General features: G+C 60.7%; 25 protein-coding genes. 13 read left to right on the top strand and 12 right to left on the bottom strand.

Annotated features, from left to right (window positions below; translation table 11 throughout):
- Positions 1 to 78: 78 nt before the first annotated feature.
- The 5 genes from FP026_RS14540 (at position 79) to FP026_RS14520 (ending at position 6,294) form a co-directional block, all read left to right on the top strand.
- Positions 79 to 1,581, top strand: a complete 1,503-nt coding sequence (locus FP026_RS14540) for a DegQ family serine endoprotease (protein ID WP_149635330.1) — start codon at positions 79 to 81, stop codon at positions 1,579 to 1,581.
- 346 nt (positions 1,582 to 1,927) lie between these two features.
- Positions 1,928 to 2,557, top strand: coding sequence for a J domain-containing protein (locus FP026_RS14535; RefSeq protein ID WP_149635329.1), 630 nt, complete (start codon positions 1,928 to 1,930; stop codon positions 2,555 to 2,557).
- 226 nt (positions 2,558 to 2,783) lie between these two features.
- On the top strand, positions 2,784 to 4,271 hold the full coding sequence (locus FP026_RS14530) for a lipopolysaccharide biosynthesis protein (RefSeq protein ID WP_149635328.1): 1,488 nt from the start codon (positions 2,784 to 2,786) through the stop codon (positions 4,269 to 4,271).
- Between the two features lie 98 nt (positions 4,272 to 4,369).
- Positions 4,370 to 5,185 carry a galactosyl transferase gene (locus FP026_RS14525; protein ID WP_149635327.1) on the top strand — a complete coding sequence of 272 codons (816 nt, stop codon included), beginning with the start codon at positions 4,370 to 4,372 and terminating at the stop codon, positions 5,183 to 5,185.
- 38 nt (positions 5,186 to 5,223) lie between these two features.
- On the top strand, positions 5,224 to 6,294 hold the full coding sequence (locus FP026_RS14520; protein ID WP_149635326.1) for an acyltransferase family protein: 1,071 nt from the start codon (positions 5,224 to 5,226) through the stop codon (positions 6,292 to 6,294).
- Positions 6,295 to 6,303: 9 nt separating this feature from the next.
- On the opposite strand, the gene FP026_RS14515 is transcribed toward FP026_RS14520, so the two are convergent.
- The gene (locus FP026_RS14515; protein WP_149635325.1) at positions 6,304 to 7,632 is read right to left on the bottom strand and encodes a PLP-dependent aminotransferase family protein; all 1,329 of its coding nucleotides are present in this window, start codon (positions 7,630 to 7,632) and stop codon (positions 6,304 to 6,306) included.
- Positions 7,633 to 7,732: 100 nt separating this feature from the next.
- Here FP026_RS14515 and FP026_RS14510 point away from each other — a divergent pair, with 100 nt between their 5' ends.
- From FP026_RS14510 to FP026_RS14490, 5 genes are all read left to right on the top strand, one after another.
- On the top strand, positions 7,733 to 8,710 hold the full coding sequence (locus FP026_RS14510; protein WP_149635324.1) for a nitrate ABC transporter substrate-binding protein: 978 nt from the start codon (positions 7,733 to 7,735) through the stop codon (positions 8,708 to 8,710).
- 44 nt (positions 8,711 to 8,754) lie between these two features.
- Positions 8,755 to 9,645 (top strand): ABC transporter substrate-binding protein, encoded by an 891-nt coding sequence (locus FP026_RS14505; RefSeq protein WP_149635323.1) that lies wholly within the window; start codon positions 8,755 to 8,757, stop codon positions 9,643 to 9,645.
- A complete protein-coding gene (locus FP026_RS14500) occupies positions 9,642 to 10,586 on the top strand; it encodes an amino acid ABC transporter permease (RefSeq protein WP_149635322.1) in 945 nt (314 codons plus the stop codon). The genes FP026_RS14505 and FP026_RS14500 overlap by 4 nt, the downstream gene beginning before the upstream one ends.
- On the top strand, positions 10,583 to 11,374 hold the full coding sequence (locus tag FP026_RS14495; protein ID WP_149635321.1) for an amino acid ABC transporter ATP-binding protein: 792 nt from the start codon (positions 10,583 to 10,585) through the stop codon (positions 11,372 to 11,374). Before FP026_RS14500 ends, FP026_RS14495 begins: the two co-directional genes overlap by 4 nt.
- A 75-nt stretch (positions 11,375 to 11,449) precedes the next feature.
- A complete protein-coding gene (locus tag FP026_RS14490) occupies positions 11,450 to 12,631 on the top strand; it encodes a M20 aminoacylase family protein (protein ID WP_149635320.1) in 1,182 nt (393 codons plus the stop codon).
- A 134-nt stretch (positions 12,632 to 12,765) separates the two neighbouring features.
- On the opposite strand, the gene FP026_RS14485 is transcribed toward FP026_RS14490, so the two are convergent.
- Positions 12,766 to 12,978 carry a hypothetical protein gene (locus FP026_RS14485; protein WP_149635319.1) on the bottom strand — a complete coding sequence of 71 codons (213 nt, stop codon included), beginning with the start codon at positions 12,976 to 12,978 and terminating at the stop codon, positions 12,766 to 12,768.
- Positions 12,979 to 13,117: 139 nt separating this feature from the next.
- Positions 13,118 to 14,098 (bottom strand): hydrogen peroxide-inducible genes activator, encoded by a 981-nt coding sequence (locus tag FP026_RS14480; RefSeq protein WP_149635318.1) that lies wholly within the window; start codon positions 14,096 to 14,098, stop codon positions 13,118 to 13,120.
- A gap of 342 nt (positions 14,099 to 14,440) precedes the next feature.
- On the opposite strand from FP026_RS14480, the gene katG reads away from it, so the two are divergent.
- Entirely contained in the window at positions 14,441 to 16,639 is a 2,199-nt protein-coding gene (gene katG / locus FP026_RS14475; RefSeq protein ID WP_149635317.1) for a catalase/peroxidase HPI, read from the top strand.
- A gap of 133 nt (positions 16,640 to 16,772) precedes the next feature.
- Here the strand turns inward: katG and FP026_RS14470 are convergent, their stop codons facing one another.
- From FP026_RS14470 to FP026_RS14455, 4 genes are all read right to left on the bottom strand, one after another.
- Positions 16,773 to 17,291, bottom strand: coding sequence for a DUF992 domain-containing protein (locus FP026_RS14470; RefSeq protein WP_149635316.1), 519 nt, complete (start codon positions 17,289 to 17,291; stop codon positions 16,773 to 16,775).
- Positions 17,288 to 17,626 carry a BON domain-containing protein gene (locus FP026_RS14465; protein WP_149635315.1) on the bottom strand — a complete coding sequence of 113 codons (339 nt, stop codon included), beginning with the start codon at positions 17,624 to 17,626 and terminating at the stop codon, positions 17,288 to 17,290. The genes FP026_RS14470 and FP026_RS14465 overlap by 4 nt, the downstream gene beginning before the upstream one ends.
- A 383-nt stretch (positions 17,627 to 18,009) precedes the next feature.
- Entirely contained in the window at positions 18,010 to 19,023 is a 1,014-nt protein-coding gene (locus tag FP026_RS14460; protein WP_149635314.1) for an aldo/keto reductase, read from the bottom strand.
- 158 nt (positions 19,024 to 19,181) lie between these two features.
- The gene (locus tag FP026_RS14455; RefSeq protein WP_149635313.1) at positions 19,182 to 20,123 is read right to left on the bottom strand and encodes an alpha/beta hydrolase family protein; all 942 of its coding nucleotides are present in this window, start codon (positions 20,121 to 20,123) and stop codon (positions 19,182 to 19,184) included.
- A gap of 61 nt (positions 20,124 to 20,184) precedes the next feature.
- Here FP026_RS14455 and FP026_RS14450 point away from each other — a divergent pair, with 61 nt between their 5' ends.
- Positions 20,185 to 20,769 carry a TetR/AcrR family transcriptional regulator gene (locus tag FP026_RS14450; protein ID WP_149635312.1) on the top strand — a complete coding sequence of 195 codons (585 nt, stop codon included), beginning with the start codon at positions 20,185 to 20,187 and terminating at the stop codon, positions 20,767 to 20,769.
- A gap of 10 nt (positions 20,770 to 20,779) precedes the next feature.
- On the opposite strand, the gene FP026_RS14445 is transcribed toward FP026_RS14450, so the two are convergent.
- The 5 genes from FP026_RS14445 to FP026_RS14425 all read right to left on the bottom strand — a co-directional run bounded on the left by FP026_RS14445 (position 20,780) and on the right by FP026_RS14425 (position 24,930).
- A complete protein-coding gene (locus FP026_RS14445) occupies positions 20,780 to 21,130 on the bottom strand; it encodes a ribbon-helix-helix domain-containing protein (protein WP_149635311.1) in 351 nt (116 codons plus the stop codon).
- 20 nt (positions 21,131 to 21,150) lie between these two features.
- Complete coding sequence (locus FP026_RS14440) at positions 21,151 to 21,747, bottom strand: DJ-1/PfpI family protein (RefSeq protein ID WP_149635310.1); 597 nt, start codon at positions 21,745 to 21,747, stop codon at positions 21,151 to 21,153.
- Between the two features lie 109 nt (positions 21,748 to 21,856).
- Entirely contained in the window at positions 21,857 to 22,234 is a 378-nt protein-coding gene (locus FP026_RS14435; RefSeq protein WP_149635309.1) for a DUF779 domain-containing protein, read from the bottom strand.
- Between the two features lie 81 nt (positions 22,235 to 22,315).
- Positions 22,316 to 23,824: an aldehyde dehydrogenase gene (gene adh / locus FP026_RS14430; protein ID WP_149635308.1), complete on the bottom strand. Its 1,509-nt coding sequence runs from the start codon at positions 23,822 to 23,824 to the stop codon at positions 22,316 to 22,318.
- Positions 23,825 to 23,979: 155 nt separating this feature from the next.
- A complete protein-coding gene (locus tag FP026_RS14425; RefSeq protein WP_149635307.1) occupies positions 23,980 to 24,930 on the bottom strand; it encodes a GAF domain-containing protein in 951 nt (316 codons plus the stop codon).
- A gap of 406 nt (positions 24,931 to 25,336) precedes the next feature.
- On the opposite strand from FP026_RS14425, the gene FP026_RS14420 reads away from it, so the two are divergent.
- Positions 25,337 to 26,248: a phosphatase PAP2 family protein gene (locus FP026_RS14420; protein ID WP_246665346.1), complete on the top strand. Its 912-nt coding sequence runs from the start codon at positions 25,337 to 25,339 to the stop codon at positions 26,246 to 26,248.
- The last annotated feature ends 162 nt before the right edge of the window (positions 26,249 to 26,410 follow it).

Genomic DNA, 26,410 nt, shown 5'->3' with positions numbered 1-26,410 from the left:
GGCGCGGCCCAATCCGACGCCTGTCCCGGACATGGACAAGACGCCAATTCGCCAACGACCTCGCAAGGGACTTCTGCCATGTCATCTCTTCTCCGCAAACATCGCACTGCCGCCCTCGTAGGCGCCGCCATTATCGTCGGCGCCGGTGCTTTGCCCTTTGCCTTCAGCACGTCCGCTACCGTCGCCGCTGCAGCCGAGCCTGCCGGCATCATCGCGCCCGGCGGCTCTTTCGCTCCGATCGTCGACGCCGACAAGCCGGCTGTCGTTACCGTCACGACCACGATGAAGGCGACCGATACCAGCGCCGACGGCAGCAATTCGCCGATGGACGAGCAGTTCCGGCAATTCTTCGAAAACCAGGGCATCCCCTTCCCGAAGCAGACGCCGCATCAGCAGCAGAGCCAGCGCGCCATGGCGCTCGGTTCCGGTTTCATCATCAGCCCCGATGGTGTCATCGTCACCAACAACCACGTCATCCAGAACGCCGTCGACATCAAGGTGACGCTCGATGACGGTACCGAATTGCCCGCCAAGCTGCTCGGCGCTGACGCCAAATCCGACCTTGCGGTCTTGAAGATCCAGGCCCCGAAGCCGCTCGCGACCATTGCCTGGGGTGATTCCGACAAGCTGAAGCTCGGCGACCAGATTCTGGCGATCGGCAACCCCTTCGGTATCGGCACGACCGTCACCGCCGGCATCGTCTCGGCCCGTGGCCGCGACCTGCACAGCGGCCCTTATGACGACTTCATCCAGATCGACGCTCCGATCAATCACGGCAATTCCGGCGGGCCGCTGGTCGACCGCGAAGGCAATGTCGTCGGCATCAATACCGCCATCTACTCGCCGAACGGCGGCAGCGTCGGCGTCGGTTTCGCCATTCCGTCCGACGAGGCCAAGGCCATCGTCGCCAAGCTGGAAAAGAACGGCTCGATCGATCATGGCTATCTCGGCGTCGCGATCCAGCCCGTGACCTCCGATGTCGCCAACGCCATGGGCCTTTCTCAGACCCAGGGCGCGCTCGTCGCCAGCGTCAATGACGATACGCCGGCTGCCCGCGCCGGTATCAAGAGCGGCGATATCGTCACCGCGGTCGGCAACGAGGCCGTCAAGACACCGAAGGACCTGTCGCGGCTCGTCGCCGATCTCGCCCCCGGCGACAAGCGCTCGGTCACGCTGTGGCGCGATGGCAAGAGCATGGACGTCAATGTCACCATCGGCGGCAATGACGACAGCAAGCAGGCCGCCAACGACAATGGCGACGGCAAGGTGCAGCCCTCCAACCAGCCGAGCATCGGGGTCGGTCTTGCCAACCTGACGCCCGATGTTCGTGAACAGTTGAACCTGCCGCATGGCGTCGAGGGCGCCGTGGTTGCCAGCGTCAACCCGGACAAGTCGGCTGCCGCAGCCGGCATCCAGACCGGCGATATCATCGTCTCGGTCAACGATCAGCCGGTCCGCAACGCCCATGAGGTGCAGACGGCCGTCGCCAAGGCCGGCAAGGATGGTCGCAAGTCCGTCCTGCTCCTGATCGAGCGCGATGGTAACAAGACCTTCGTTGCCGTGCCGTTCTCGGCCGCTTGAAAAGCTGAAGCATTTTCTGATCGGCCCGCTTCCTCCCAGGGAGCGGGCCGATTGCCGTTGCGTCATCAAAAGACCCTGACGTTCCATAAGGCCTATCGTTGCCCGCTCTACCGGCTCAAGCAGGCATGCTCGACCGTCTTCTTCGGCCGAACGATCTGAAACGCTGAATTTCCACAGAAGAGGCAGCTCGGTTTTGACATAGGACTCTTTTTGTCCAAACTCTGCCTTTCTGATGGTACAAATAGCGCCGGGGCCGGTTGAAACAGCCCAGCGGCAAGTTTAAACCTCGCCGGCAAGATCAGCGGCTGGAGCCTCGAAACAGGAATAAGCGGCGGCAGGAGTTGGAGTGACTGATCCATACGATATTCTCGGCGTTGCGCGCGATGCGAGCGAAGAGCAGATCAAGGTTGCCTATCGCAAGCGCGCGAAGGCAGCCCATCCGGATTCCGGCGGCGACGCGGAGGCCTTTGCCAAGCTGCAGAAGGCCTACCAGCTGCTTCTCGATCCCGTGCGCCGCAAAGTGTTCGACGATACCGGCTATGATGTGGAATTGACCGACGCCGTCGACCTGCAGGCGCTGGTCGCCATCGAAAAACTCATTACCGAGATGGTGCTCGACGAGCGCGAACCGGGAACCTTCGACCCGGTCGCCAAGATGCGCGCCAGTCTTCTCGAAGAAATTCGCAAGGCGAATTTCAGCAAAAGCGAGCTTGAGCGTCATTCCAGCCGCATCGGCCTCCACCTCGACCGGCTTGGCAAGCGTCCAGGCAAGGATGTGGTCGGCCACATGCTGCGCGCCCGCATCAAGGCGATCGCGACCGCCATCAGCGAAACGGAAGCGAAGATCGGCGCCAGCGAACGTGCCTGCGACATGCTCGAAGGCTATCTCTACGTGATGGACGAAACTCGAGAAGAGCTCGATGCAGCACCCGAGATCGAATGGGACGAGCCCCAGGTCCGCTCCGCCGCACAGTAGCAATGGTGCTTTTTGGGTCGTCCCGAAGGGGCGGATTTCGCGTTTGCCTTGATGGTGCGATCATTTTGGCAACACAATGTTGCAATGCAACAATCGTCCCTAGACAAATCGAGGGGCTGGCCTAGATCAAGCATCCGTAAGCCGTCCTGCCGATCGGGCAATAGCGGCACGGCAATTTGCGGACGTCGGAATCCCGGCTCCGAGATCTGGACGACGAGGTATATGTTTGCTGATTTCCGAAGCGGATGAAATCGTCTTTGAACATTTGAGCGAAAACCGGTCGCGGGCCGCCTTGAGGGGCGCCTTCTGGTCGGCACTCGACACGATGATCCCGACGGCCCTCAACAGCCTAGTCTTCATTGTCACGTCGCGCTTTCTTCTGCCGCAGGATTTCGGCCTGGTCGCGCTCGCCTTCGCCATCGTCAGCTTTGCCGCCGGCTTCGGGCCGACGGCCTTCGGCGAGGCATTGATCCAGCAAAAATCCATTCGGCGTAGCCATCTCGACACGGTTTTCTGGCTTTCCTTCCTCTCCGCGGTCATCCTCTATGCCGCGCTGTTCCTGCTTTCACCCCATCTTGCCCATTGGGTCGGACATGACGAGATCGTCACCCTGCTGCTGATCATCGGGCTGAAAATCTTCTTCGACATGATGATCATCGTCCCCAATGCCCTGATCGGCCGGACGATGTCCTTTCATCTGGCGGCGGCGCGGACCGCGATCGCCACGATCGTCTCGGCGTCCATCTGTCTCGCGCTGATCTTCGCGGGCTTCGGTCTATGGGCGCTTGCAATCGCCCAGATCGCAGCTCCGGCGGCCGCCTGCGTCGCGGCATTCTGGGGGGCAAGATGGCTGCCGGGTTTCAGGATCAAGCTCTCGAGCCTGCGCGAATTGCTGCATTACGGCATCTATGCTTCGGGCAACCGCTTCCTGCAGACCATGAATCTCGACCAGCTGATTATCGGCACCTTGGTGAGCCCTGCCGCTCTCGGTATCTACAATTTCGCCCGGCGGCTCTACGAGATGCTCAATAATGTCTTGTCGGGCGGGCTGAATTCAGTCAGCCACGTGCTTCTCTCCTCCCTGCAGCACGACAAGGAAAAGGTGCGCGAAGCCTTCCTCATGGCGACTTTCGGTTGCTCTCTGGTATCCTTCCCGGCCTTCATGGGACTTGCAGCCGTTGCCGACGATGCCATTCCCCTGATCTTCGGACCGCATTGGGCGGCCGCCATCTGGCCGGTCCGTTTCTTCTGCGTGATCGGCCTGATGGCCGGGATAGGTGTCATCCAGGCCTCACTGATCACGAGCCAGGGCAGGTCCGACTGGTGGTTCTATTATCAGCTTGTGCGCAACGTCGTCTCGATCCTCACCGTTCTTCTTCTCCACAAATATGGCGTGGCGACCGTCGTCTTCGGGCTCATGGTCGGCGTGCTGATGCTGTGGCCGGTGACACTGTGGATGGTCTCGCGATTGATCGGCCTCAGCATTGCGGAATATTTCGGCCAGTTCCTGCGGCCGATAGCCGCCTATCTCGGCATGCTCGTCGCGGTGCTGGCAACCTCGTCGGCCTTGTACGACTGGTCGCTTGCAGCCCGTCTCATCTGCGAAGTCCTGGTTGGCGGCCTTACCTATTCGAGCCTTATCCTCCTCCTGTGCAAGGAGAGGATCCTCTTCCTCGCGCGGACGACACTGCAAGGTCGCCGCGCAAAGGCATAGTAGCAAGCCATGGCGAACGGCACATCGAAGCCCGGCAAATCCCGGATGGATATTTTCGGTTACCGCAATAGCAATGGCAAATGTCGGAAAGGCGCATCATGACATTGGTTACGTTCATCATTCCCGTTCGCCACCAGGCCAACTCCAATGATTGGCCCGCGCTGAAACGGCGGCTGTCACAAACGATCGCCTCGATCTCCGGACAATCCAACAGCAACTGGCGCGGTGTCGTGGTTGCCAATGAGGGCGCCGATCTGCCCGATCTGCCGCCGAATTTCTCGGCGGAGCGCGTCACATTCCCGCCGAACCAGCTCCACGACATCAATGGCGCCGACCGGGAGAAGGTCTATGACGCATTCCGGCTGGACAAGGGCCGCCGCGTTCTGAGCGGCATGCTTTCGGCGCGCGACACCCGCTTCTTCATGATCGTCGACGACGATGATTTCGTCAGCGCCAACATCGTCGACTTCGCCGCTAAAAATACCAACGCCAACGGCTGGAAGATCGATCGCGGCTATCTCTGGAATGAAGGCGGCCGGCTGCTGCTGCACCATAACGACTTCGCCAATTACTGCGGCACGTCGCTGATCATCCGCTCGGATCTCTACCGATTGCCGGCAAGTTTCGCAGACGCCGAGGTCGACTACATCAAAACCATGCTCGGCAGCCATGTGCGCATCGGCAAGGTGCTGGCCGATGCCGGCTCTCCGCTCGGATCCCTCCCCTTCCGTGGTGCGATCTATCGGGTCGGCCATGCCGGCGCCCACAGCAAATCCTCCGGCCTGATCAGGACCCATTTCCTGAACCGGTCGGTCCTCACAAGTCCCCGTCAATTCTTGGGCAATCTTTCGCGGGTGCGTCCGCTCGATCGAAACTTGAGAAGCGAGTTCTTTGGCGTGCGCGCCGCCGGATAGCTGCGGCGCAATCCTTCCGCTCAACGAGGTTTCGATCAATGCCGGCTGACGCAACGAAACATAGATACGCCGCCCTGGATGCGATGCGCGGCCTGGCGGCCTTCGCCGTTGTCGTCTACCACCTCGATCGGCCCTATGCTCCATCGGCCTATATCGCGGTCGATTTCTTCTTCGTACTCAGCGGGTTCGTGATCGCCAGAGCCTACGGCGAAAAGCTCGCCGACGGCATGACCGTTCTTGCCTTCATGAAGGCGCGCTATGCCCGCCTCTATCCGCTCTTCCTCATCGGCAGTGTCTACGGCCTTGTGCAATTGCTGCTGCATTGGCAGGCGGCAGGCGTCGGGCGTGCCGATCTTGCCGCAAGCATCCTCACGACGGTTTTCATGCTGCCTTCGCCGAGCTTTCTGACCCGATCGGCCGGTGACATCTGGGCGCTCTATCCGCTGAATGGTCCGGCCTGGTCGCTCTTCTGGGAATTGCTTGCCAACCTCGTATTCGCGCTCGCACTGTTCAGGCTGAAAACGCGAAGCCTCATCCTCATTGCCGCCGCATCTCTGGCGCTGCTGATCGGCTCGGCCTTCTACCATAAATCGCTCGATCTCGGCTGGGAATGGCGCTCGGTGGACGGCGGCTTTGCCCGCGTCTTCTTCTCCTTCACGCTTGGAATGATCATCTATCGGCTGCGAAACGGCACGGCGCTTGGCTGGACCATGAACAGCTATGCGGCCCTGCTGCCGATCGCGGCGATCTCAGCCTTGCTGTTTCTTCCGACCTATTCGCTGAAATATGCGCTCGTCTTCTGCATCCTGATCTCGCCGCTCATCGTCCTTGCGGGCACGATGCTCGAATTGCCGGCCAGCCTGCAGCGGCTCGGCATCTTTCTCGGCTATCTCTCCTACCCGATCTACATGTGCCATCGCGGTTTTACGGAGATCTACGGGCATTTGATGCGCGACATCCATCTGCCGCAGCCGATCTACATCGCGATCTATCTCGTCGCGATTTCCGTGATTGCGCTCCTTTCGGCAAAGCTTGCCGCGATCCTGGTAAAGTATGCGTCACCCTGGAAAGACGCACCTAAAAGCATAGGCGCGACTTCGAGCCGATAACATTCCCCGTCACGCATGGACGGCAGCGAGTGCAATGGCATCCGCAACCTCCTCGCGCCGCTCCGAGAGATTGGCCGTCGCCACGCGCAAATGGCTGCTGGGCAGAATGGAGAATTTGGCGCCCGGATGCACCGCGATGCCCCTGGCGGCAAGCGTTACCATTGCAAAAGGCTCCGACGAGACCGGTATCCACGCGCATAACCCCTCACCATGGCGCGCATTGACACCGCGCTCGCCAAGCGCGTCGATGAGGCCGGCCCGGCGCTGCCGATAAGCCTGCCGGGCATGATCGAGACAGGCAGCCGTCGCCGGATCGCGCAGCAGCCAGGCGGCGGCCGCCTGCAGAATACGGCTGGTCCAACCAGAACTGAAGCTGCGATAGGATTGGATCTGGTCGATGATCGCCCGTGAGCTCGACAATACGGCAAGGCGCAGATCCGGCCCATGCGTTTTGGAAAACGACAGGATATGGATGACTCGATCGGGAAAAAGATTCCCTATCGAATGGCGCGGCGCCGTCGAGATATCGGCGATACCATCGTCCTCCACGATCAATGTATCCTTGTCGCGAAGGATTTCGGCGATCCTTCCCATGCGCGCCGCGCTCACGCTCTGGCCGGTGACCGAATGGATGCGCGGCTGGAAGATGAAAGCGACCGGGCGATACCGCAGCGCCTCCTCCAGTGACGAAGGCAGCGGCCCCTCCTCGTCGCATTTCACCGGAATGATGCGCGCACCGCGATCCTCGAGAATATCGAGAAGGCGCATGCCTGTGGGGTCTTCGATCGCAACGGCAGCACCGGGCATGACCAGGGCGTTGATTACGGTATAGACGGCATTATAGCCGCCATTGGTTGCCAGGAACGCCTCCGGCTCGTAAGGCCACGTCTTCCTGACCTGCTCCTCCAGCTCCGGCAAGATCCGGCTGCGTTCGTAGCTGTTGAGATTTTCAGCCGACGCCCCATAGGCCATCGCCGCCTCCAGCTTCGGCAGCAATCGCACGTCGGGAACGGCGGCGGTCAGGTTCAGGGCGTCGGAGCCATAGTCACCGACGCTTGCAAGCCGAGCCGGCTTGGCGACGAAGCGATCGCCGCTGACCCATGTGCCGTTCCTGCCGCGTCCGCTGATGATCTTCTGGCGCCTGAGCTCGCTCCAGGCTTCGGACAAGGTCGCCGGACTTATGCCAAGGGCAAAGGCAAGGTCGCGGATGGGCGGCAATTTGGTGCCGACCGGCAATGCGCCGGCGCGAATGAGCGCGCTTGTCTCCAGCGCGATACCACGAATGGTCCGATCGCTCAATTTTTCGGCAAACCATTCCGCGTCCCGGTCTTCGCTCATTTTCGCACCATTTTTAATGTTCAATAACGTAATAACATTTGATCGACTTATATTGAACATTTACTCGTTGAGAAAACAAGTTTTCCCGCGAGTGAATTTCATGGCCCTTACTCTTCGCCTTGCCCTCCGTGACTGGGACTATATGACACCATTGGTCCTGGGTGACGTCTCCTCCCCCAAGCTCGACATCAAGGTCGACCGGGTCGGAACGCTGGTCTCGCATGTCGGCAGGAGCGACGCCTATGATGCGGCCGAAACCTCCTTCAGCCGCTACACGCAGATGCGCATCGACGGCGACGAGAGCGTCGTCGGCATTCCGAACTTCATCATGCGCGGCTTCCGCCACCGCTGCGTCATCACCACCAGGGACAGCCCGATCACGAGCTTCGCCCAGCTGGCAGGCAAACGGATTGGCGTCACCGGCTGGCGCGACTCCGGCAATACCTGGACGCGCGCAGCCCTTCGGCGCGAGGGCGTGGGGGTCGAGGATGCCATGTGGTATGCCGGTCGTCTCACCGAAGCCCATCCGATCACCGATCGCCTCGACGGCTTTGGTCGTCCCGGCCGCATCGAACCGGCACCCGGAGAAAGGCCGATGGTGGACCTGCTGAAGGAAGGGTTGCTTGACGCGATTTTCACGCCCTTCATGCCGGACGGCTATTTCGCCGGCAATTCCGGCTTCCGCCAGCTCCTGCCGGATTTCCGCGCAGCCGAGCATCGCTATTTTGCCGACGTGGGCTATGTACCGGGCATGCACCTGATCGGTTTCAAGGCGGAGTTTGTCGCCGAGCATCCCTGGGTCATGGCCGAACTGAGCGCTCTCATCGATGAATCGCAGCGCGTCTGGCTCGGCAAGCGGCGCAAATATGCCGACACCACGCCCTTCATGCTCGACGAACTGCTGAAATCGGCGGTCGAGCTACCGGAGGGTTGGGATGCGAGCGGCTTTGCCGCCAACCGCAAGATGATCGCCGATTTCGCTGGGGAATTGCACATACAGGGCATCCTGCCGCGCCTGATGACGCCGGAGGAACTCTTTCCCTTCGACGTCGACGGCAGCAGGACAAGCGCCGCCTGACCATCGCTTCAAATCAGAGACACAAAGCAAAAAGGGGAATGACCATGTCGCTGAAGAAAATGACCTACCTCGCCCTCGCAAGCCTGATGATGTCGGGCGCAGCCTTCGCTGAGGATGCGGGCCTGCCGAAACTTTCGGTCAGCAAGGATCTGCAAGCCAAGCTGCCGGAGGCGATCCGCACATCAGGCAAGATGATCTCAGTCAACAACGGCTCCTTCCCTCCCTATGAAATCGTCACCGGCACCAAGCTGACTGGCGCCAGCGCCGATCTCACCGATGCGATCGGCGAAGTTCTTGGCGTGAAAATCGAGCATGAGAGCGTCAGCGGCCTGCCCGCCATCCTCGCCGGCATCAATTCCGGCCGCTACCAGTTCGCCTTCGGCCCGATCGGCGATTTCAAGAGCCGCGAGGAGGCCAATGACTTCGTCGACTGGGTGCAGGAATTCGTTGTCTTCGCTGTCCAGAAGGGCAATCCGAAGGGCATTACCTCGCTCGATAGCGCCTGCGGCCAACGCATTGCCGTCATGGCCGGCGGATCGGCAGAAAAGGTCATCCAGGTCCAGGCCGAGAAGTGCAAGACCGACGGCAAGGGTGCGATCGAGGTCCAGTCCTTCACCGATCAGCCGAGCTCGATCCTCGCCGTCCGCTCCAAGCGTTCCGACGCCTTCTTCTCCTCGCAGGCGCCGCTCACCTACTTCGTGTCGCAGGCCAACGGCCAGCTGGAACTGACCGGCGTCGGCCAGAAGAACGGTTTCGAGGATCTCTATCAGGGCGCCGTCGTGCCGAAGGGCTCGCCGCTCGGACCCATCCTCAAGGATGCCGTCAAGCTTCTTATGGACAATGGCACCTATGCCGCCATCATGAAGAAATGGGGCCTTGAGAACAACATGATCAAGGAACCGGGTGTCAATCTTGGCGGGACATTGCCGAAATGAGTAGCAACGCCGGAAACATCGCATCGCCATCCGGCGATGCGTCCGAACGGGACGTGGCGAATGCCCATACACCGTTCCCCAAGGGCCGCGTGGCAGCCTGGATCGCAACGCTATTGATCGCTGCCTATTGCGGCTGGTCGGTCGCCCACAATGAAAACTTCGGCTGGCATGTCGTTGCCCAGTATTTCTTCGATCCGGTCGTCATCAGCGGCCTTTATGTCTCGCTCGGCCTGACGGTTGTCGCCATGGCGCTCGGCATCGCCTTTGGCCTGCTTTTGGCGATCGCCCGCATGTCGAAGGATAGGCTGGCAAGCTCGCTCGCCTCCCTGTTCATCTGGTTCTTCCGCGGCACGCCGCTGCTCGTGCAGCTGATCTTCTGGTACAATCTCTCGACGCTCTTCCCGACGCTGTCGATCGGCATCCCCTTCGGGCCGACCTTCGTCAGCTGGGACACCAATTCGGTCATCAGCCCTATGACGGCAGCGATTGCCGGCCTGGCGCTCAACGAGGCCGCCTATATGGCCGAGATCATCCGCGGCGGCCTGCTTTCGGTCGACAGGGGCCAGTTCGAGACCGCTGAAGCCTTTGGCATGACGCGCATCCGCGCGCTGCGCCGTATCATCATCCCGCAGGCCATGCGCTCCATCGTGCCGCCGACGGGCAACCAGCTTATCAGCATGATCAAGGCGACCTCGCTCGTCAGCGTCATTGCCATGGCCGATCTGCTTTACTCCGTGCAATCGATCTATAACCGCACATTCGAAGTCGTCCCGATGCTGCTCGTCGCCGTTATCTGGTACCTGCTAATCACCTCGGTGCTGAATATCGGCCAGAGCTATATCGAGCGCTACTACAGCCGCGCCGACCGCCGCACCGGCGGGACGAAAGTGGCAACCGAGAGCGCGCCAGCGCTCGTGCCGGCACAGGAGGCGGGCCAATGAACGTCGCCACAAACACTGTTGCCAACGTGGCGCCGCTGGTGCAGGCGCGCAACGTCCATAAATCCTTCGAAGATCTCGAAGTCTTGAAAGGCATCGACCTCGATGTGATGCCGGGCGAAGTGGTCGTCATCCTCGGCCCTTCCGGATCCGGCAAATCGACCTTCCTGCGCTGCATCAATCACCTGGAAGCGATCAATCGCGGTTCGATCGAAGTCGATGGCGAGCAGATCGGCTATCGGCTGGCCAAGGGCAGGCTGGTCAAACTGTCCAGCCATGCGATCGCGCTGCAGCGCCGCAAGATCGGCATGGTGTTCCAGCAGTTCAATCTCTATCCGCATATGACGGCGCTGCAGAATGTCATCGAAGCGCCGATCGGCATCCATGGCGAAAGCCGGAAGCAGGCGACCGAAAACGCGCTGGCACTGCTCGATCGCGTCGGCCTTTCGGCCAAGGCTCACAACTATCCGCGCCAGCTTTCCGGCGGCCAGCAGCAGCGTGTTGCGATCGCCCGCGCGCTGGCGATCAAGCCAAAGCTGATGCTGTTTGATGAGCCGACCTCGGCACTCGATCCAGAGCTTGTCGGCGAGGTGCTGTCGACCATGCGCGACCTTGCCAAACAGGGCCTGACGATGATCGTCGTCACCCACGAAATCGGCTTTGCCCGCGAGGCGGCCGACCGCGTCGTCTTCATGGATGGCGGCAAGATTGTCGAACAGGGCAAGCCGGAGGATGTGATCGGCAATCCGCAGCATCCGCGCACCAGAAGCTTCCTGTCGCGCTTCATCTAGCGCGACACATATATCATTAGTGAAGCCCGCACGCTCTATGGCGGATGGCGGCTCAAGCGAACCATTGGAATAGCCATGACCCTCGACAACGATTTCGCCCGCCTTTCCGATTTCGAACCGATGAAGGCCGAACTGACCGGCATCCGACAGCATCTCCACGCCAACCCCGAGCTCTCCTTCGAGGAAGCGGAAACCGCGCGTTTCGTGGCGGAAAAGTTGGAAGCCTGGGGTTATGAGGTGACGCGCAATGTCGGTGGCCATGGCGTCGTCGCGCGCATGACGGTCGGGGCAGGCAAGAAGAGCATCGCGATCCGCGCCGACATGGACGCCCTGCCGATCACCGAGCAGACCGGGCGCCCCTATGCCAGCAAGGTGCTGGGCAAGATGCATGCCTGCGGACATGACGGCCACACGACCATATTGCTAGGCGCGGCCGAATATCTCGCCCGCACGCGCCGCTTCAGCGGTACGGTCAACCTGATCTTTCAGCCGGCCGAGGAGGCAGGCGCGGTGAGCGGCGCTCCAGCGATGATCAAGGATGGCCTCTTCGAACGCTTCCCCTTCGACGTCATTTTCGGGCTGCACAATCATCCGGGTGCCCCGGAAGGCACCTGGCTACTGCGCTCCGGCCCGCTGATGGCCGCCGCCGACACCGTCGAGATCACCATCACAGGCAAGGGTGGCCACGCCTCGCGGCCACATCTGACCATCGACCCGGTCGTCGTTGCCTGCAATCTCGTCGTCAGCCTGCAAACCATCGTTGCCCGCAGCGTCGATCCGACTGAGACCGCAGTCGTCACTGTCGGCGCCATCCATGCCGGCGAGGCTTCGAACGTCATTCCGGAAAGCGCCAAGATGTTGCTCACCGTCCGCTCCTTCGACCCGAAGGTGCGCGGGCTGCTTGAAGCTCGCATCCGTAAGCTGACGCAATCAGTTGCGGAAGGCTACGGCGCTAGCTTCGAGATCGACTACACCCACGGTCATCCGGTGGTCGTGAACTCGGAAAAGGAAACCGAATTCGCGCGCATGGTGGCCGAAGAACTGGTCGGCGCCGACAAGGTCACTACCTGTGGCCTGATCCCCGGCAGCGAAGATTTCTCTCATTATCTCGAGCACAAGCCAGGCAGCTTCCTACGCCTCGGCAACGGCATCGACTCCGCCATCCTTCACAGTGCCAAATATGATTTCGCCGATGAGAGCCTCACCGTGGGGGCTGCCATGTGGGCACGGCTGACGGAACGCTATCTCGACGCCTGAAGCGATAGAAACGACGGCCCCGGCTATAGATCGGGGCTGGTTCTTTTTTTCTGTGACAGGAAGAGCGGGAATGCCGGGGCCTTCATCGCGGGCCTCACAGCCTGCTGGTGTGGCGCGACCCGGCCCCGAAACGATTACTTGTCGAGAGATCCGAGACTATCGGAGGTTGCCGGCGCAGTATTCATGGGCGTTTCAGCCCCAAGTCCGGTCTTCGACGGCACGCTTTGAGCTTGCATCAGCCGCCATTCATTTTCCAGGCGATCAATCACATACGTAGGAATTTCATCTCTTACGTTTTCAAACTCTTGCATCACGACCTCCATTGCCATGCGTTCTTTGCATGACATGGAAGAGTTTCCTTGTAAATCAAGGTATTAAATTATTTAAACGATTGAAATTATTTTAATCGTTTGAAATATCTTCACCTGTGGAAAAGAACGGAACAGCGTTAACATGCGCGTGCAAAGATGATCGGTTTGCGAGGGATCACCGGCCGTCTCGGCTGATTGCCGGCAGCTTCAAATGAGCGTCAAACTCCAGATCCCGCGCACGCCAAATCGAATCGTGCTGCTCGCGCATTGCGTCGGCAGCGTCCCGGACCACCTCGGAAATCTGTATGAGCTGCCTGGCCAAGGGGCTCGTCTTGCGCCAAATCATGCCGATCGTTCGCGACGGCTGCGGGCTCTGGAAGCGCACGGTCGAGACCGAAGCCGAACGCGTTTCCACCGCGACGGCCATCTCCGGTATCAGAGTGACGCCGATGCCGGCGCTGACCATCTGCACCAGCGTCGATAGCGAGCTGCCATCCATGAGCTCCCGAGGAACGGCCGACTGTATGTTGCAGAACGACAGTGCCTGATCGCGGAAGCAATGCCCCTCCTCCAGCAACAATAGCCGCATTTCGCGAAGCGCCTCCCGGTTGGGCACCGGCTTGCCCTCATCCTCGCTGGGCCGCACCAGCACGAAGTTTTCGGCAAACAGCGGTATTTCCGTCAGCGACGGCTCGGATACGGGCAAGGCGACAATGGCGGTGTCGAGCCGACCTTCCTCCAGTTCCTCCACCAGTTTCGACGTCAAGGTCTCGCGCACATGGATATCGAGCCCGTCATATATGCGGGAGAGATTGCCGATGATGCTCGGCAGCAGATACGGGGCGACCGTCGGAATGATACCGATTCGCAGCCGGCCGACAGGCTGGTTGTGCGATGCGCGCGCAAGGTCTCCCAGCTCATCGACGGAGCGCAGGATATCGCGCACGCGGATCGCGAACGCCTCTCCGAAATTGGTCAGACGTACCTGGCGCGCACCTCTTTCGAAAAGGTCGGTGCCGAGCTGCTCCTCCAATTCCTTGATCTGCATCGACAAGGCGGGCTGGGAGATGGCACATACGTCGGCCGCGCGCCCGAAATGGCCGTGCCTGGCCAGGGCTTCGAAATAGCGGAGCTGCTTGAGCGTGAAATTTGCCATAAGCTCATCTTATCGTGCCAATCAGGAAATCCAACTTAAATTAATGGAAAGCCTTGGCTATAGTGCCGCGGCAGAGATGAGATGCGGCCGCCTGTCATACGAAGCTCATATTGAGAGCATTGACTGCGTTCAGTTCATCGATGCGCGGACTGTTGGGAAAGCGGGGCATCAGGCTTGTCGGTTTTCCGCGAATCCGCTCTATGCGAGGTCAGTACAACGAGAGATTTTCATGCGTCGGACATGCCGCCGTCACGCTTGTCATAAAACCAAACGACTTCCCGAGAGGGTCATAAAAACTATCCTCCGGTCGTCACAGCCCAAATCATCGTAAGGGAGACTATTATGGATACAAAAGTCGAAACTGCCGGCAAGTGTCCGTTTCCGCACGGAAACACAAGCGTTTCGGCCCGTTCGAACCGTGACTGGTGGCCGAACCAGCTGAACCTCAAGATCCTTCATCAGAACTCCGCGCTGTCCAGCCCGATGGGCAAGGCATTCAACTATGCCGAGGAATTCAAGAAGCTCGATCTGGAGGCCCTGAAGAAAGACCTTACCGCCCTCATGACGGATTCGCAGGACTGGTGGCCGGCCGACTTCGGTCATTATGGTCCGCTCTTCATCCGCATGGCCTGGCACAGTGCCGGTACCTACCGCACCGGCGACGGCCGCGGGGGCGCCTCTTCCGGCACGCAGCGTTTTGCGCCGCTCAACAGCTGGCCGGATAACGTCAACCTCGACAAGGCCCGCCGCCTGCTGTGGCCGATCAAGCAGAAATACGGCAACAGCATCTCCTGGGCCGATCTCCTGGTCCTCACCGGCAACGTCGCGCTGGAATCCATGGGCTTCAAGACCTTCGGCTTCGGCGGCGGCCGCGAAGACGTCTGGGAACCGGAAGAGGACATTTACTGGGGCGCGGAAGAAACCTGGCTTGGCGACAAGCGCTATAGCGGCGACCGCGATCTGGAAAACCCGCTCGCTGCCGTGCAGATGGGCCTCATCTACGTCAATCCTGAGGGGCCGAACGGCAATCCGGACCCGCTCGCAGCCGCACGCGACATCCGCGAAACCTTCGCCCGCATGGCAATGAACGACGAGGAAACCGTTGCCCTCATTGCCGGCGGCCACACCTTCGGCAAGACCCATGGTGCAGGCGATGCCGCCCATGTCGGCCCCGAGCCGGAAGCAGCCGGCATCGAGGAACAGGGCCTCGGCTGGAAGAGCAGCTTCGGCAGCGGCAAGGGCGGCGACACGATCGGCAGCGGTCTCGAAGTCACCTGGACCTCGACGCCGACCAAGTGGAGCAACAACTTCTTCTGGAACCTCTTTGGCTATGAATGGGAACTGACGAAGAGCCCGGCCGGCGCGCATCAATGGGTGCCGAAGCATGGCGCCGGCGCCGGCTCGATCCCGGATGCACATGACAAGTCCAAGCGTCACGCGCCATCGATGCTGACGACCGACCTCGCCCTGCGCTTCGACCCCGCCTATGAGAAGATCTCTCGCCGCTTCTTCGAAAACCCGGACGAGTTTGCCGATGCCTTTGCCCGCGCCTGGTTCAAGCTGACCCATCGCGATATGGGCCCGCGCGTCCGTTATCTCGGCCCGGAAGTGCCGAGCGAAGAGCTCATCTGGCAGGACCCGATTCCGGCTGCCGGTCCCGCATCGATCGATCCCAGCGATGTCGCTACCCTCAAGGCCGAGATTGCCGCATCGGGTCTCACCATCCCGCAGCTGGTTTCGACCGCCTGGGCTTCGGCTTCCACCTTCCGAGGCTCAGACAAGCGCGGCGGTGCAAACGGTGCCCGCATCCGTCTTGCTCCGCAGAAGGATTGGGAGGCCAATCAGCCGGCCCAGCTAGCGTCCGTGCTGGCAACGCTCGAAGGCATCCAGAAGAAGTTCAATGATGCCCAGACCGGCGGCAAGACAGTATCGATTGCCGATCTGATCGTTCTCGGCGGCTCGGTCGCTATCGAACAGGCGGCAAAGAAGGGCGGCCATGACGTGGTTGTCCCCTTCGCTCCGGGCCGTACCGATGCATCGCAGGAACAGACCGATGCCGAGGCCTTCGCCGTTCTCGAGCCGATCGTCGACGGTTTCCGCAACTATCAGCGGCGGGCCTATACCGTCTCTTCGGAAGAGCTGCTGATCGACAAGGCACAGCTGCTGACGCTGACTGCTCCGGAAATGACGGTTCTCGTCGGTGGCCTGCGTGTGCTGAACGCCAATGTCGGCCAGAGCCAGCACGGTGTCTTCACCGAGCGTCCGGAAACGCTGACCAACGACTTCTTCGTGAACCTGCTCGACATGGGCACGGAGTGGAAGGCGGTTTCCGATGCCAAGGACGTCTTCGAGGGACGGGACCGTACAACCGGCGACGTCAAGTGGACCGCAACGCGTGCCGATCTTGTTTTCGGCTCGAACTCCCAGCTGCGCGCGCTCGCCGAGGTCTACGGCCAGGCCGGCGCCGAGAAGAAGTTCGTGCAGGACTTCGTTGCTGCCTGGACCAAGGTGATGAACGCCGACCGCTTCGACATCGCTTGAAGTGAAGTAAAATAGTTCCGGACGCGACCAGCTTCAGGTCGCGTCCGGTTGACGAATGACCTCCGTGCGCGGCCGCGCAGCGAGGACATCATGTTGGCAGCATGCTCCCATACGCCGGCGGGCTATCGCCATGTCAGCTGGCTGGGCGCAATTGCAGCCGGGAAACGCCGGCTGCGACATTCAGGCCGGTTCCGGCCTCGCCGCTCAGCGGCTGCAGTGCAAAGTTCTTGGAATTGCCGCCGACCAGCGCGTTGGCTCCGAGACCGAGGCCGACGGAAGCACCGGCGGATGCACCGACATAAGTGCCTGCCAGGGCACCATCGCCGACACGCGTGGGCGCGGTGTTGATGACGACCCAGCTCAGATAGGTCTTGCGGGTCACGCCGATATCGATCCCGAGCTTGCCGATCGCGCCCGTATAGCGTTCGACCTTGCCGGTTCGCTGTTTGAAGGTGCAGCTGACCTGCTTGTTGGAACCGATGATCATGCCGACGCCGCCTGCCACTTCGCAGGAAAGCGTTCCAAGGCGTTGCCGGGGCTCGGAGGCGACTTGCGCCGATTGCCTTTTCGGATGGTGTTGGTGGCTGGCGGCGGAAGCGGCGGAACCGAAAGCCACGGCAATGGCCGCAGCCGCGATGGTGATCTTTTTCATGACGTCTCCTTCGGCGGTTTGGGCGCCGCGGTCGACCCGGACGGCGCAGGGGAACTCGACGAGCCGATCTCGATGGAAGATCCGCGATCAGCCTGGATAACGATGTTGTTGATGATGCGGGTCCCAGCATATTCGCCGGCGATCGCAATGGCTTGCTGCCGTGCCCGATCGGACGGTGCAACTCCGGACAGGACGATCGCTCCCTCCGCGGCGCCAACCTCGATGCGGCAATCTTCCAGTCCCTCGGCATAAGCAATGAGGCACCGGATCGCCGCGCAGATCGCACCTCGATCCGGTGACGTCGTCAGCGATGAAAACTTGGCCAGGAAGAGCATCGGAAGCCTCGACAAATCGCAAGAACAAGTGTTTGCCCGCCATATGGCGTTAACGGCGCGCGTTCCCGGTCAGCTTTCCGGCTGCATCCTTGACTGCGCCTTTGACACGGTTCTTGTCCATTTCCTGTCTCCTAGAGCTGTTTCAAAAGAGGCAGCGCGGGCATTCCCCGAAACCATGAACAATGAAGTAGGGCGGCAACGCCTGCGCGTGTAGAGCAGAAACGACCAAACTACTAGTAGAAAAAAGCCTTTTTGAGGCCAGAACTGCCCAGACAGGGCGTTCCGGTTCACATTCGGCGACTGCGACGCGCCTACCGTTGCCATTCCTCGTCTCGCTATTGGCAACTTAGATTGGAGGAATGATCGATAAGAGAAGCCGAGGCTTACCGGGGCGTTATCCACGCGCAGGCAGGAGCGGCTTCGCGCAGCAATAGCGATGGGGCAAGCGAATGACTCGGAATCGTCAGCGCATCAAGGGTCACCGTCTGCTCTGTCGACAGGCGGACATCGAGTGCGCCAATATCCTCCTCCAGCTGCTCCATGCTCCGCACGCCGATAACGGTGGACGACACGGCTGTACGCGCCATGACCCAGGCAAGGGCGACGCGAGCAGTACTCGTGCCAAGCTCGCCGGCGACGCGGATCAGGGCATCGACGATTTCGAAATCCTCCTCGCCGGGCGTCTGCGCCAATTGCGCCGCCTGACCCGACCTCAGCCGCGCATTGTCGGTGCGCGTATATTTTCCGCTGATGAGCCCACCGTTCAACGGCGAATGCGATACGACACCGAGCCCCAATCCGCGCGCCATCGGGATGAGCTCGACCTCGAAGAGCCTTGCAGCAAGCGAATATTCAATCTGCAGGCCGATGAACGGAGGCCAGCCGTGGGATTGTGCGAGCAGATGCGCATGCGCCACCTTCCAAGCCGGCGCATCGGAGATGCCGAAATAGCGCAATTTTCCCGATTGAACGAGATCGTGCAGCGCCGCGAGTATATCCTCCAACGGAGCCTCTATGTCCCAATTGTTCAGCCAATAGAGATCGAGATAGTCTGTGCGAAGCCGCCGCAGGGCCTGTTCGAAACCATCGATCACCGCTTTGCGGCCTGATGTTTCGCCGTTCCGATCGGCATTGAACCTGGCAGCAACGACAAGCCGATCGCGCCTGACCGAGTTCTGCGCAAAATAGTTGCCGACAACCATCTGGCCACCCGCTTTCAGATCGCCGTTGCCGGTGTCGAGATAATTGCCGCCGAGATCGAGATAGCGATCGAGGATCACCGCAGCCTTATCGCGCGAATGCCCGGCGAAATGGTCATCGAACGACATAGTTCCGAGTGCAAGCGGACTGACGCGCAACTCCGAATGCCCGAGCGCGGCGTAATCACCAAGATGCATGCATTATCCCCCACCGGCGCAAGCCGATACATATTCGTTACGATATGTAAGATTGCCGAACAAAGGAATTAAGCCGCAATTTGCGATTTTACAATTCGGGAATCCGGATAATGGGGTCGGTTGCGCTCTCAGAGCGCTTGCCACGCTGGACTCAACTTTCAAGGGTGCGAGGATTTCTCCAACGGCAGCGCGCGGGAAGGCCAGGGATTGCGGCCTTCCCGCAGCCAGAAAAGCGTATCGATCCAGAAGCTGCTGGCATAACGATCATGAAACAGGCCGAAATGGCCAATCGCATCGCGACCGAAATCGGCCGGCCTCAGCAGCACCGACACGCGTTGCGCGCCGGTATAATAACTCAGCGCGCGGCGGATGGCCGGCATCGTGCCGAGTTCGTCGTCCGAAACCGCAACCGCCAAAATCGAAGCTTTGACCGCCACCATGCGACGCAGCACGGCCTCGCGCTCGGCTTTCGGATGGCTGCGCTCGAACCGGCGCCCGCGGAAGCTCCATTCATTTGCCACGCCTTTCGGCAAATCCTCCAGCCAGCCAAGCCGACGGCCGGGAAAATAGCCGTAGATCGCAGTCATTGCGGCCATGGCGACATGCCATTTCAGGAACAGGGCGGCGCGCCTGCCGGGCATGTAATCGCCCCACCAGGCATATTGGGCGCCGACCGTCAGCATTCTGTCGATCATCGGGGCACTTTCGGCCAATCCCGGCAGGAAACCGCCGACGCTATGACCGACCACCATGAGCGGGCCGCTGCGTCGATAAGCAGCCATCATCAAAAGCGCGGCGTCAAAATCCCGCTGACCCCAATCCCGCCAACGATAGCCTGAATCCCGCATCCGCTGCGGGCGTGACTGACCGATGCCGCGATAATCGTAAGTCAGCACATCGAATCCATGCCCGGCCAGAAACTGCGCGTAACGATGATAGTAGCGCGCCAGAACGCCGGTGGCGGGATTGATAATGACGCTGCCTTCCGGCCTGTTCGTCCCGGCCAGCCAGAGATGGCCGCCGAGAGCGACACCATCCCGGCAGGGAATGGAAATCGGCAAGCTGCTTGCATCCGCAGATGGAATTACTTGTTCGCTCATGACCGCCAAGATGGGGTGATCGCTGCGTTGTGTATATTCACTACTCGGTATACGTTGGGCCATGAGAGACAGATCCCAGCCGACACGCGACCGTATTCTTCAGGCCGCCGGAAAGCTCTTCCACAGCGACGGAATCCGCGCCATCAGCGTCGACGCCATCGCCGAAAAGGCAGGCGTCACCAAACGCACGCTCTATTATCATTTCCGCAGCAAGGACGACCTGATCGCCGCCCATCTGCAGGCACGCGACGAGCCGAATCTGGCTCTCTTCAAACGCTGGTTCGAGGAAACGGACGGCGACATTGCCGAGAAGGTCGCCGGCATTTTTCGTCATCTGGCACAATCGGCGCGCAGCGCCAAATGGAAGGGCTGCGGCTTCCTGCGCACCTCGGTGGAACTCATCAATCTTCCCGGCCATCCGGCCCTTGTGGTTGCCCGCGCCCACAAGAAGCGCGTCGAGGATTGGCTGGGTTCGACTTTCATGGAGGCTGGAGCCGGCAATGATGCCCTGCCGCTCGCGCGCCAGATCATGCTGCTTCTCGACGGTTCATTTGCCGTGGTCTTGCTCCATCGCGATCCAAGCTATATGGAAACTGCCGCGGATGCCGTGGAGCGACTTATTGCCGACCGATTAGGCGCGGCATAGGCAACCACGATCAATGATACTTCAGCCGTTCCCGTCCAAGAATGGCAGGCGCGTCGACACCGGCAATGGGCTGGGAGAGATCGCTCGAAATGTCGCCGGCCAGCTGCAGGTCGAGATATCGTGCGCAGCAGACACGCAGGAACGAGGTGAAATTGCCGAGATCGTGGCCAGCATCGATCGATTCATGGTGCAGCTTGGTAATGAGCTGCACCACGTTCATGCCGTCACGCTGGGCGATTTCCTCCAGCTTCGACCAGAAGAAGTTTTCCAGCCTCACGCTGGTCACCATGCCGTCGATGCGCAGGGAGCGCGTAGTGCTTTCCCAGAGCCTGGCGTCGGCCTTGATGAACAATTCGCACATGCGCGTCTCCCCTCAAAATTTCAGGCGGCGTTTGCTGCCGACAGTGCGTTGGCATCGAGCACGGCCATGAACTGCCGCAGCCATGCCGGATGCGCCGGCCAGGCCGGTGCGGTGACGAGATTACCGTCGGCGACTGCGTCGTTGATGGCGATATCGGCATAAATGCCGCCGGCAAGCTCCACTTCGGGGCGGCAGGCGGGATAAGCCGAGCAGGTGCGCCCCTTGAGGACGCCCGCGGCGGTCAGCAATTGCGCGCCGTGGCAAATGGCGGCAACCGGCTTGTCCGCCTCGAAGAAGTGCTGAACAGCCTTGATGACATCGGGGTTCAGACGCAGATATTCCGGCGCACGACCGCCGGGAATGACAAGCGCATCGTAATCCTCGGCATGGATGCTGGCAAAAGTCGCATTCAGTGCAAAATTATGACCACGCTTTTCGGAATAGGTTTGATCGCCTTCGAAATCATGAATGGCGGTTGCCACCGTCTCGCCGGCATTCTTGCCGGGGCAAACGGCATGAACCGTATAGCCACAGGCAAGCAGCGTCTGGAACGGCACCATGGTTTCATAGTCTTCGGTGAAATCACCTGTTATCATCAAGATCTTCGCTGCTGGCATCGTCTTCCTCCCTCAAAACCAACGGATGGCACTCTATCAAAGCATCTGCGGTCGCGGGTATTAGGCGAATACTACACGCAGTTTATGACCTTGCTTGCGGCATCGGCGATCAGCTGATGTCCGGGATCGTGCAGGCTTCGCCGCCGCCAAAGAGGCGGGAGCGTGTCAGAAACCGCTTCTCCCGGCCGTTATCGAGCGAGAACATGCCGCCGCGCCCCGGCACGACGTCGATGATGAGTTGCGTATGCTTCCACGCCTCGAACTGGCTGCCGCTGATGTAGACCGGCACGCCGCCGATCTCGCCGAGCTTGACGTCGTTGTCGCCGACTATGAATTCGTCTGCCGGATAGCACATCGGTGACGAGCCGTCGCAGCAACCGCCCGACTGATGAAACAGGATATTGGGATGGTCTTGCTGTATCTCGCGGATAAGCTCGAGCGCCTTGTCGGTCGCAAGCACCCGCGGCTCGGATCCATTATCGTCCATGATGATCCTCCATCGTCGATATGCGGATGCTTGAAGGCCCCCAGCTTCCGCTGGGAGCCTTGATGGCTTCGTTGGGAGGTCTCAGAAGAAGCCGAGCGCCTTCGGGCTGTAGCTGACCAGCATGTTCTTGGTCTGCTGGTAGTGATCGAGCATCATCTTGTGCGTCTCGCGCCCGATGCCCGATTGCTTGTAGCCGCCAAAGGCTGCGTGAGCCGGATAGGCGTGATAGCAATTCGTCCACACGCGGCCGGCCTGGATTTCGCGGCCGAAGCGATAGGCGCGGTTGCCGTCGCGGGTCCACACGCCGGCGCCAAGGCCGTAGAGCGTGTCGTTGGCGATTTCGAGCGCTTCCTTCTCGTCCTTGAAGGTCGTGACGGAGACGACCGGGCCGAAGATTTCCTCCTGGAAGACCCGCATCTTGTTGTGGCCCTTGAAGATGGTCGGCTTGACGTAATAGCCGCTCGACAGCTCGCCGCCGAGATCGGCGCGACCGCCGCCCGTCAGCACTTCGGCGCCTTCCTGCCTGCCGATATCGAGATAGGAAAGGATCTTCTCCATCTGCTCGCTCGACGCCTGGGCGCCGATCATGGTCGCGGAATCCAGCGGGTTGCCCTGCTTGATGGCTTCCACGCGCTTGACGGCCCGCTCCATAAACCGATCGTAGACCGACTCCTGGATCAGCGCGCGGCTGGGGCATGTGCAGACCTCGCCCTGATTGAGCGCGAACATCGCAAAGCCTTCGAGCGCCTTGTCGAAGAAATCATCGTCTTCGGCCGCGACATCGGCAAAGAAGATGTTCGGCGACTTGCCACCAAGCTCGAGCGTGACGGGGATCAGGTTCTGGCTGGCATATTGCATGATGAGCCGGCCGGTCGTCGTCTCGCCGGTAAAGGCGATCTTAGCGATGCGCGGGCTGGTCGCCAGCGGCTTGCCGGCCTCAAGGCCGAAACCATTGACGATGTTGAGAACGCCGGGCGGTAGGAGATCGCCGATGAGCTCGGCCCAGACTAGCAGCGAGGCCGGTGTCTGCTCGGCCGGCTTGATGACGACGCAGTTGCCGGCGGCCAGTGCCGGCGCAAGCTTCCAGGCCGCCATCAGGATCGGGAAGTTCCAGGGAATGATCTGCCCAACGACGCCGAGCGGCTCATGAAAATGGTAGGCGACGGTATCGTGGTCGATCTCGCCGATCGAGCCTTCCTGGGCGCGAATGCAAGAAGCGAAGTAGCGGAAGTGATCGATGGCGAGCGGAATGTCGGCCGCCATGGTTTCGCGGATCGGCTTACCGTTGTCCCAGCTTTCCGCCTGCGCCAGCACTTCCAGCTTGTCTTCCATGCGCTGGGCGATCTTCATCAGGATATTGGAACGCTCGGTGGTCGACGTCCTGCCCCATTTATCCTTCGCCGCATGGGCGGCATCGAGGGCGGCGTTGATATCCTTTTCGTCGGAACGCGGTATCTCGCAGATCTTACCGCCGGTGATCGGCGTGATGTTGTCGAAATACTTGCCGCCGATCGGCTCACGCCACTCGCCGCCGATGTAGTTGCCATATTTCAGCTTGAACGGAGATTCGACGATCTTCTGATGCAGCATGCCATCCTCCCTTGGTCGGCAGGTCCGGTCAACGAACCCAATGGGAGAAGTCTGAGTGCATATGCTTTCGGACGGTAGTCCCTTCGTATCATGCTGCAGCGCACAGTGTCGCAACTCTGCGACATCTGCCCGATCAAATGCTCCGTCCTTAAAGGTCAGTGCAGATTGAGCCGGTTCATCTTCCGATGCAGCGTCGAGCGGCTCATGCCAAGCGCCGCGGCCGCCTGCGAGACATTGCCATTGGCGCGCGAAAGCGCCCTGAGCAGGGCGGCGCGTTCGGCCTCCAGGAGATCCTCATTCCCGGCCCCCTGCTCGCGCAGAACATCGGATGCGGGAACTCCCGCCGCAATGCGATGATCGTCGAGTTTCAGCGCAAGGCGGGCCGCCCGCGTCGCGCCGAGCACGAGATCGTTGCGGTCGACGGCGAGCAGCGCGGAGGTGGAAGCCGTATCCGTCGGCACCATGACGAAGCGTGCGCCGGCGAAAGCGCTGCGGAAAAGATTGAGCTCGATCCGCATCGCCGCATCGCGCACGGTCTGCGAGAGGATCGCCAAGGTCGCATCGTTGACATCGTCGCGGCAGGTGGAAATGTCGAGCGCGCCGGCAAGCTGGCCACGGTGATCGCGGATCGGAGCCGTCGTGCAGCTTAGATTGATGTTGGAGGAAAAGAAGTGCTGATCGCGAAAGATCGCAACGGCCCGCTCATCGGCAAGCGCCGTCCCGATGCCATTGGTGCCAATGCTGGCCTCGGTCCACACGGAGCCGGTCCACAGGCCAAGGTCGTGGAATTCCTTGTCGTCGCCGGCAACACCACGGCGCTCGAGCGCGATGCCGTCACGATCGGTCAGAAGGAGGCAGCAACCGGCCTTGCCGACCGCAAGGAAAAGACGGTCCAGTTCGTTCGAGGCTTCGGCGGCCAACCGCTGCGAACGCTCCAGCGCCGCCTGGAACTCCCAACCGGCGAGGCGCATCGGCAAACGCTTATCTTCCGGTGCAAGACGATGCATAGTCATGCAGCGCCGCCAGGAGGCTACGACCGAAGAACTTGCCGCGGCCGATTGCGCGGACGCGTAGACCTGATCCGCATGCGCGGAATATTCGTGCATCTGGCTCCTCCCACCGAACGCTGCCTCGATTGTCGCTAAAAAAAGCAGCCGAAGCAATCCTCCCCTCGCCTTGCGAGCGCGGCTGCGAAATTCCGCCGCTATCTCATTGGTAAAAAGTCTTTTTTAGCCCCGCTCGCCTCTTCTGCCGCCATCACGATATTCAGGAAAGTGAAACCGGGCCGCAGGATGTCCAGCGTCCTCGCCTTTCGCCCGAGCGCCCGAAATGCGTGCCGCTCGACGCTAGAGCAACGTGGCATGACGGCTTTCAGGCACCTGTCAGCGTGTTGCTGTAGCAGCCTTACACCAAGGGAAACACAGCGTAAGGCCGTCTTCGCGAGCATCAGCGAATGATCGGCAGCAATGGGAAGTCGGCTTTATGCAGGCATGGCAACGGAAGCAGGAGGTCATGAAAGAGGCGCTGGAGCATTCCGCGAAAACCTGTCGCAGGCGCCTGATCGGGGGCGTCCGATGTTTCCTCAGCACCCCTGCCATCGCGCCTCCCGAAAATCGCGCATTTCTCGAACGCCCAATCGCCATCATCGCCCTCTTCCTTGCCCTGTCATTGCTCGTGATGGTGACTTCAGACTACCCCTTGGGCGTCTGGATGAAGTCTTTCCCCGAGCAATTACGCGGGATGGCGAAATGGATCAGCAGCCTCGGCACGGGGCTGCTGGTGCTCTCATTCAGCGGCGCCTTGCTGATGTTCGCCATCCTCGCCCCCGCGCATAAATTGCGGAAATCGGTGCGAACCGGCGCAGATCTCATCGCCACCGCCGCTGCATTCGTCTTCCTGGCGGTGGCCGGTGGCGGCATCGTCGCTTCGCTCGCCAAGAACATCATCGGCCGCGCCAGACCGGAACTTCTGCAGACGAACGGCGCCTTTTATTTTCGACCCTTTGCCTTTCACGCCGACTTCGCATCCTTTCCCTCCGGACATTCGGCAACCGCCGGCGCCATGGCGATGTCGCTGGCGCTCGTCTTCCCCCGCCTTCGCCCCATATTCATGCCGGTCGGCGTGCTGATCTGCCTGTCGCGCCAATGGGTCGGTGCGCACTGGGCAAGCGATACGCTGATGGGCTGGGGCGTTGGCGTCGCCTTCGCACTGTGGCTGGCGCATGCATTCGCGCGGCGGCGTCTCCTCTTTGCCTATGATTCCAATGGCCGCCTGCGCCTCGGAGAGCAATACAAGGCAATCCTGGCCGTTCGGCGGGCTTTGATACGGCGCATACCGATGGTCGGCAAAAAGGCGACACCCGCGGCAAAGACATGTCCGTCACAGTCCCGCCCCGCACCCCAAACCTTTGAAATTCGGTCCTGACCCCAAGGAAACGCAGTTCTTCGGCATGGCTGGCAGGCCCGCAGACCGGCACGCTGCAAATGCCCTGCTTTCCTCATCTGAATGCAAAATGATCGAACGCAGCGACGGATTTACCGATCGCAGCCGTTTAAGCGCTGAAGGGATAACAGCGTCAATCACCTC

Source organism: Martinezella tropici (assembly GCF_008370325.1).
GTDB lineage: Bacteria > Pseudomonadota > Alphaproteobacteria > Rhizobiales > Rhizobiaceae > Rhizobium > Rhizobium tropici_B.
Note: the sequence above shows the minus strand (reverse complement) of the source record. Positions and strands in the feature narration are given on the sequence as shown.

Coding starts and splice junctions, on each gene's coding strand:
- FP026_RS14490 (WP_149635320.1), top strand. CDS start 11,450: ATGACCCTCGACAACGATTTCGCCCGCCTTTCCGATTTCGAACCGATG.
- katG (WP_149635317.1), top strand. CDS start 14,441: ATGGATACAAAAGTCGAAACTGCCGGCAAGTGTCCGTTTCCGCACGGA.
- FP026_RS14495 (WP_149635321.1), top strand. CDS start 10,583: ATGAACGTCGCCACAAACACTGTTGCCAACGTGGCGCCGCTGGTGCAG.
- FP026_RS14440 (WP_149635310.1), bottom strand. CDS start 21,747: ATGCCAGCAGCGAAGATCTTGATGATAACAGGTGATTTCACCGAAGAC.
- FP026_RS14520 (WP_149635326.1), top strand. CDS start 5,224: ATGCCGGCTGACGCAACGAAACATAGATACGCCGCCCTGGATGCGATG.
- FP026_RS14485 (WP_149635319.1), bottom strand. CDS start 12,978: ATGTCATGCAAAGAACGCATGGCAATGGAGGTCGTGATGCAAGAGTTT.
- FP026_RS14435 (WP_149635309.1), bottom strand. CDS start 22,234: ATGGACGATAATGGATCCGAGCCGCGGGTGCTTGCGACCGACAAGGCG.
- FP026_RS14505 (WP_149635323.1), top strand. CDS start 8,755: ATGTCGCTGAAGAAAATGACCTACCTCGCCCTCGCAAGCCTGATGATG.
- FP026_RS14420 (WP_246665346.1), top strand. CDS start 25,337: ATGAAAGAGGCGCTGGAGCATTCCGCGAAAACCTGTCGCAGGCGCCTG.
- FP026_RS14460 (WP_149635314.1), bottom strand. CDS start 19,023: ATGCATCTTGGTGATTACGCCGCGCTCGGGCATTCGGAGTTGCGCGTC.
- FP026_RS14510 (WP_149635324.1), top strand. CDS start 7,733: ATGGCCCTTACTCTTCGCCTTGCCCTCCGTGACTGGGACTATATGACA.
- FP026_RS14425 (WP_149635307.1), bottom strand. CDS start 24,930: ATGCACGAATATTCCGCGCATGCGGATCAGGTCTACGCGTCCGCGCAA.
- FP026_RS14450 (WP_149635312.1), top strand. CDS start 20,185: ATGAGAGACAGATCCCAGCCGACACGCGACCGTATTCTTCAGGCCGCC.
- FP026_RS14515 (WP_149635325.1), bottom strand. CDS start 7,632: ATGAGCGAAGACCGGGACGCGGAATGGTTTGCCGAAAAATTGAGCGAT.
- adh (WP_149635308.1), bottom strand. CDS start 23,824: ATGCTGCATCAGAAGATCGTCGAATCTCCGTTCAAGCTGAAATATGGC.
- FP026_RS14455 (WP_149635313.1), bottom strand. CDS start 20,123: ATGAGCGAACAAGTAATTCCATCTGCGGATGCAAGCAGCTTGCCGATT.
- FP026_RS14470 (WP_149635316.1), bottom strand. CDS start 17,291: ATGAAAAAGATCACCATCGCGGCTGCGGCCATTGCCGTGGCTTTCGGT.
- FP026_RS14540 (WP_149635330.1), top strand. CDS start 79: ATGTCATCTCTTCTCCGCAAACATCGCACTGCCGCCCTCGTAGGCGCC.
- FP026_RS14525 (WP_149635327.1), top strand. CDS start 4,370: ATGACATTGGTTACGTTCATCATTCCCGTTCGCCACCAGGCCAACTCC.
- FP026_RS14465 (WP_149635315.1), bottom strand. CDS start 17,626: ATGCTCTTCCTGGCCAAGTTTTCATCGCTGACGACGTCACCGGATCGA.
- FP026_RS14445 (WP_149635311.1), bottom strand. CDS start 21,130: ATGTGCGAATTGTTCATCAAGGCCGACGCCAGGCTCTGGGAAAGCACT.
- FP026_RS14500 (WP_149635322.1), top strand. CDS start 9,642: ATGAGTAGCAACGCCGGAAACATCGCATCGCCATCCGGCGATGCGTCC.
- FP026_RS14480 (WP_149635318.1), bottom strand. CDS start 14,098: ATGGCAAATTTCACGCTCAAGCAGCTCCGCTATTTCGAAGCCCTGGCC.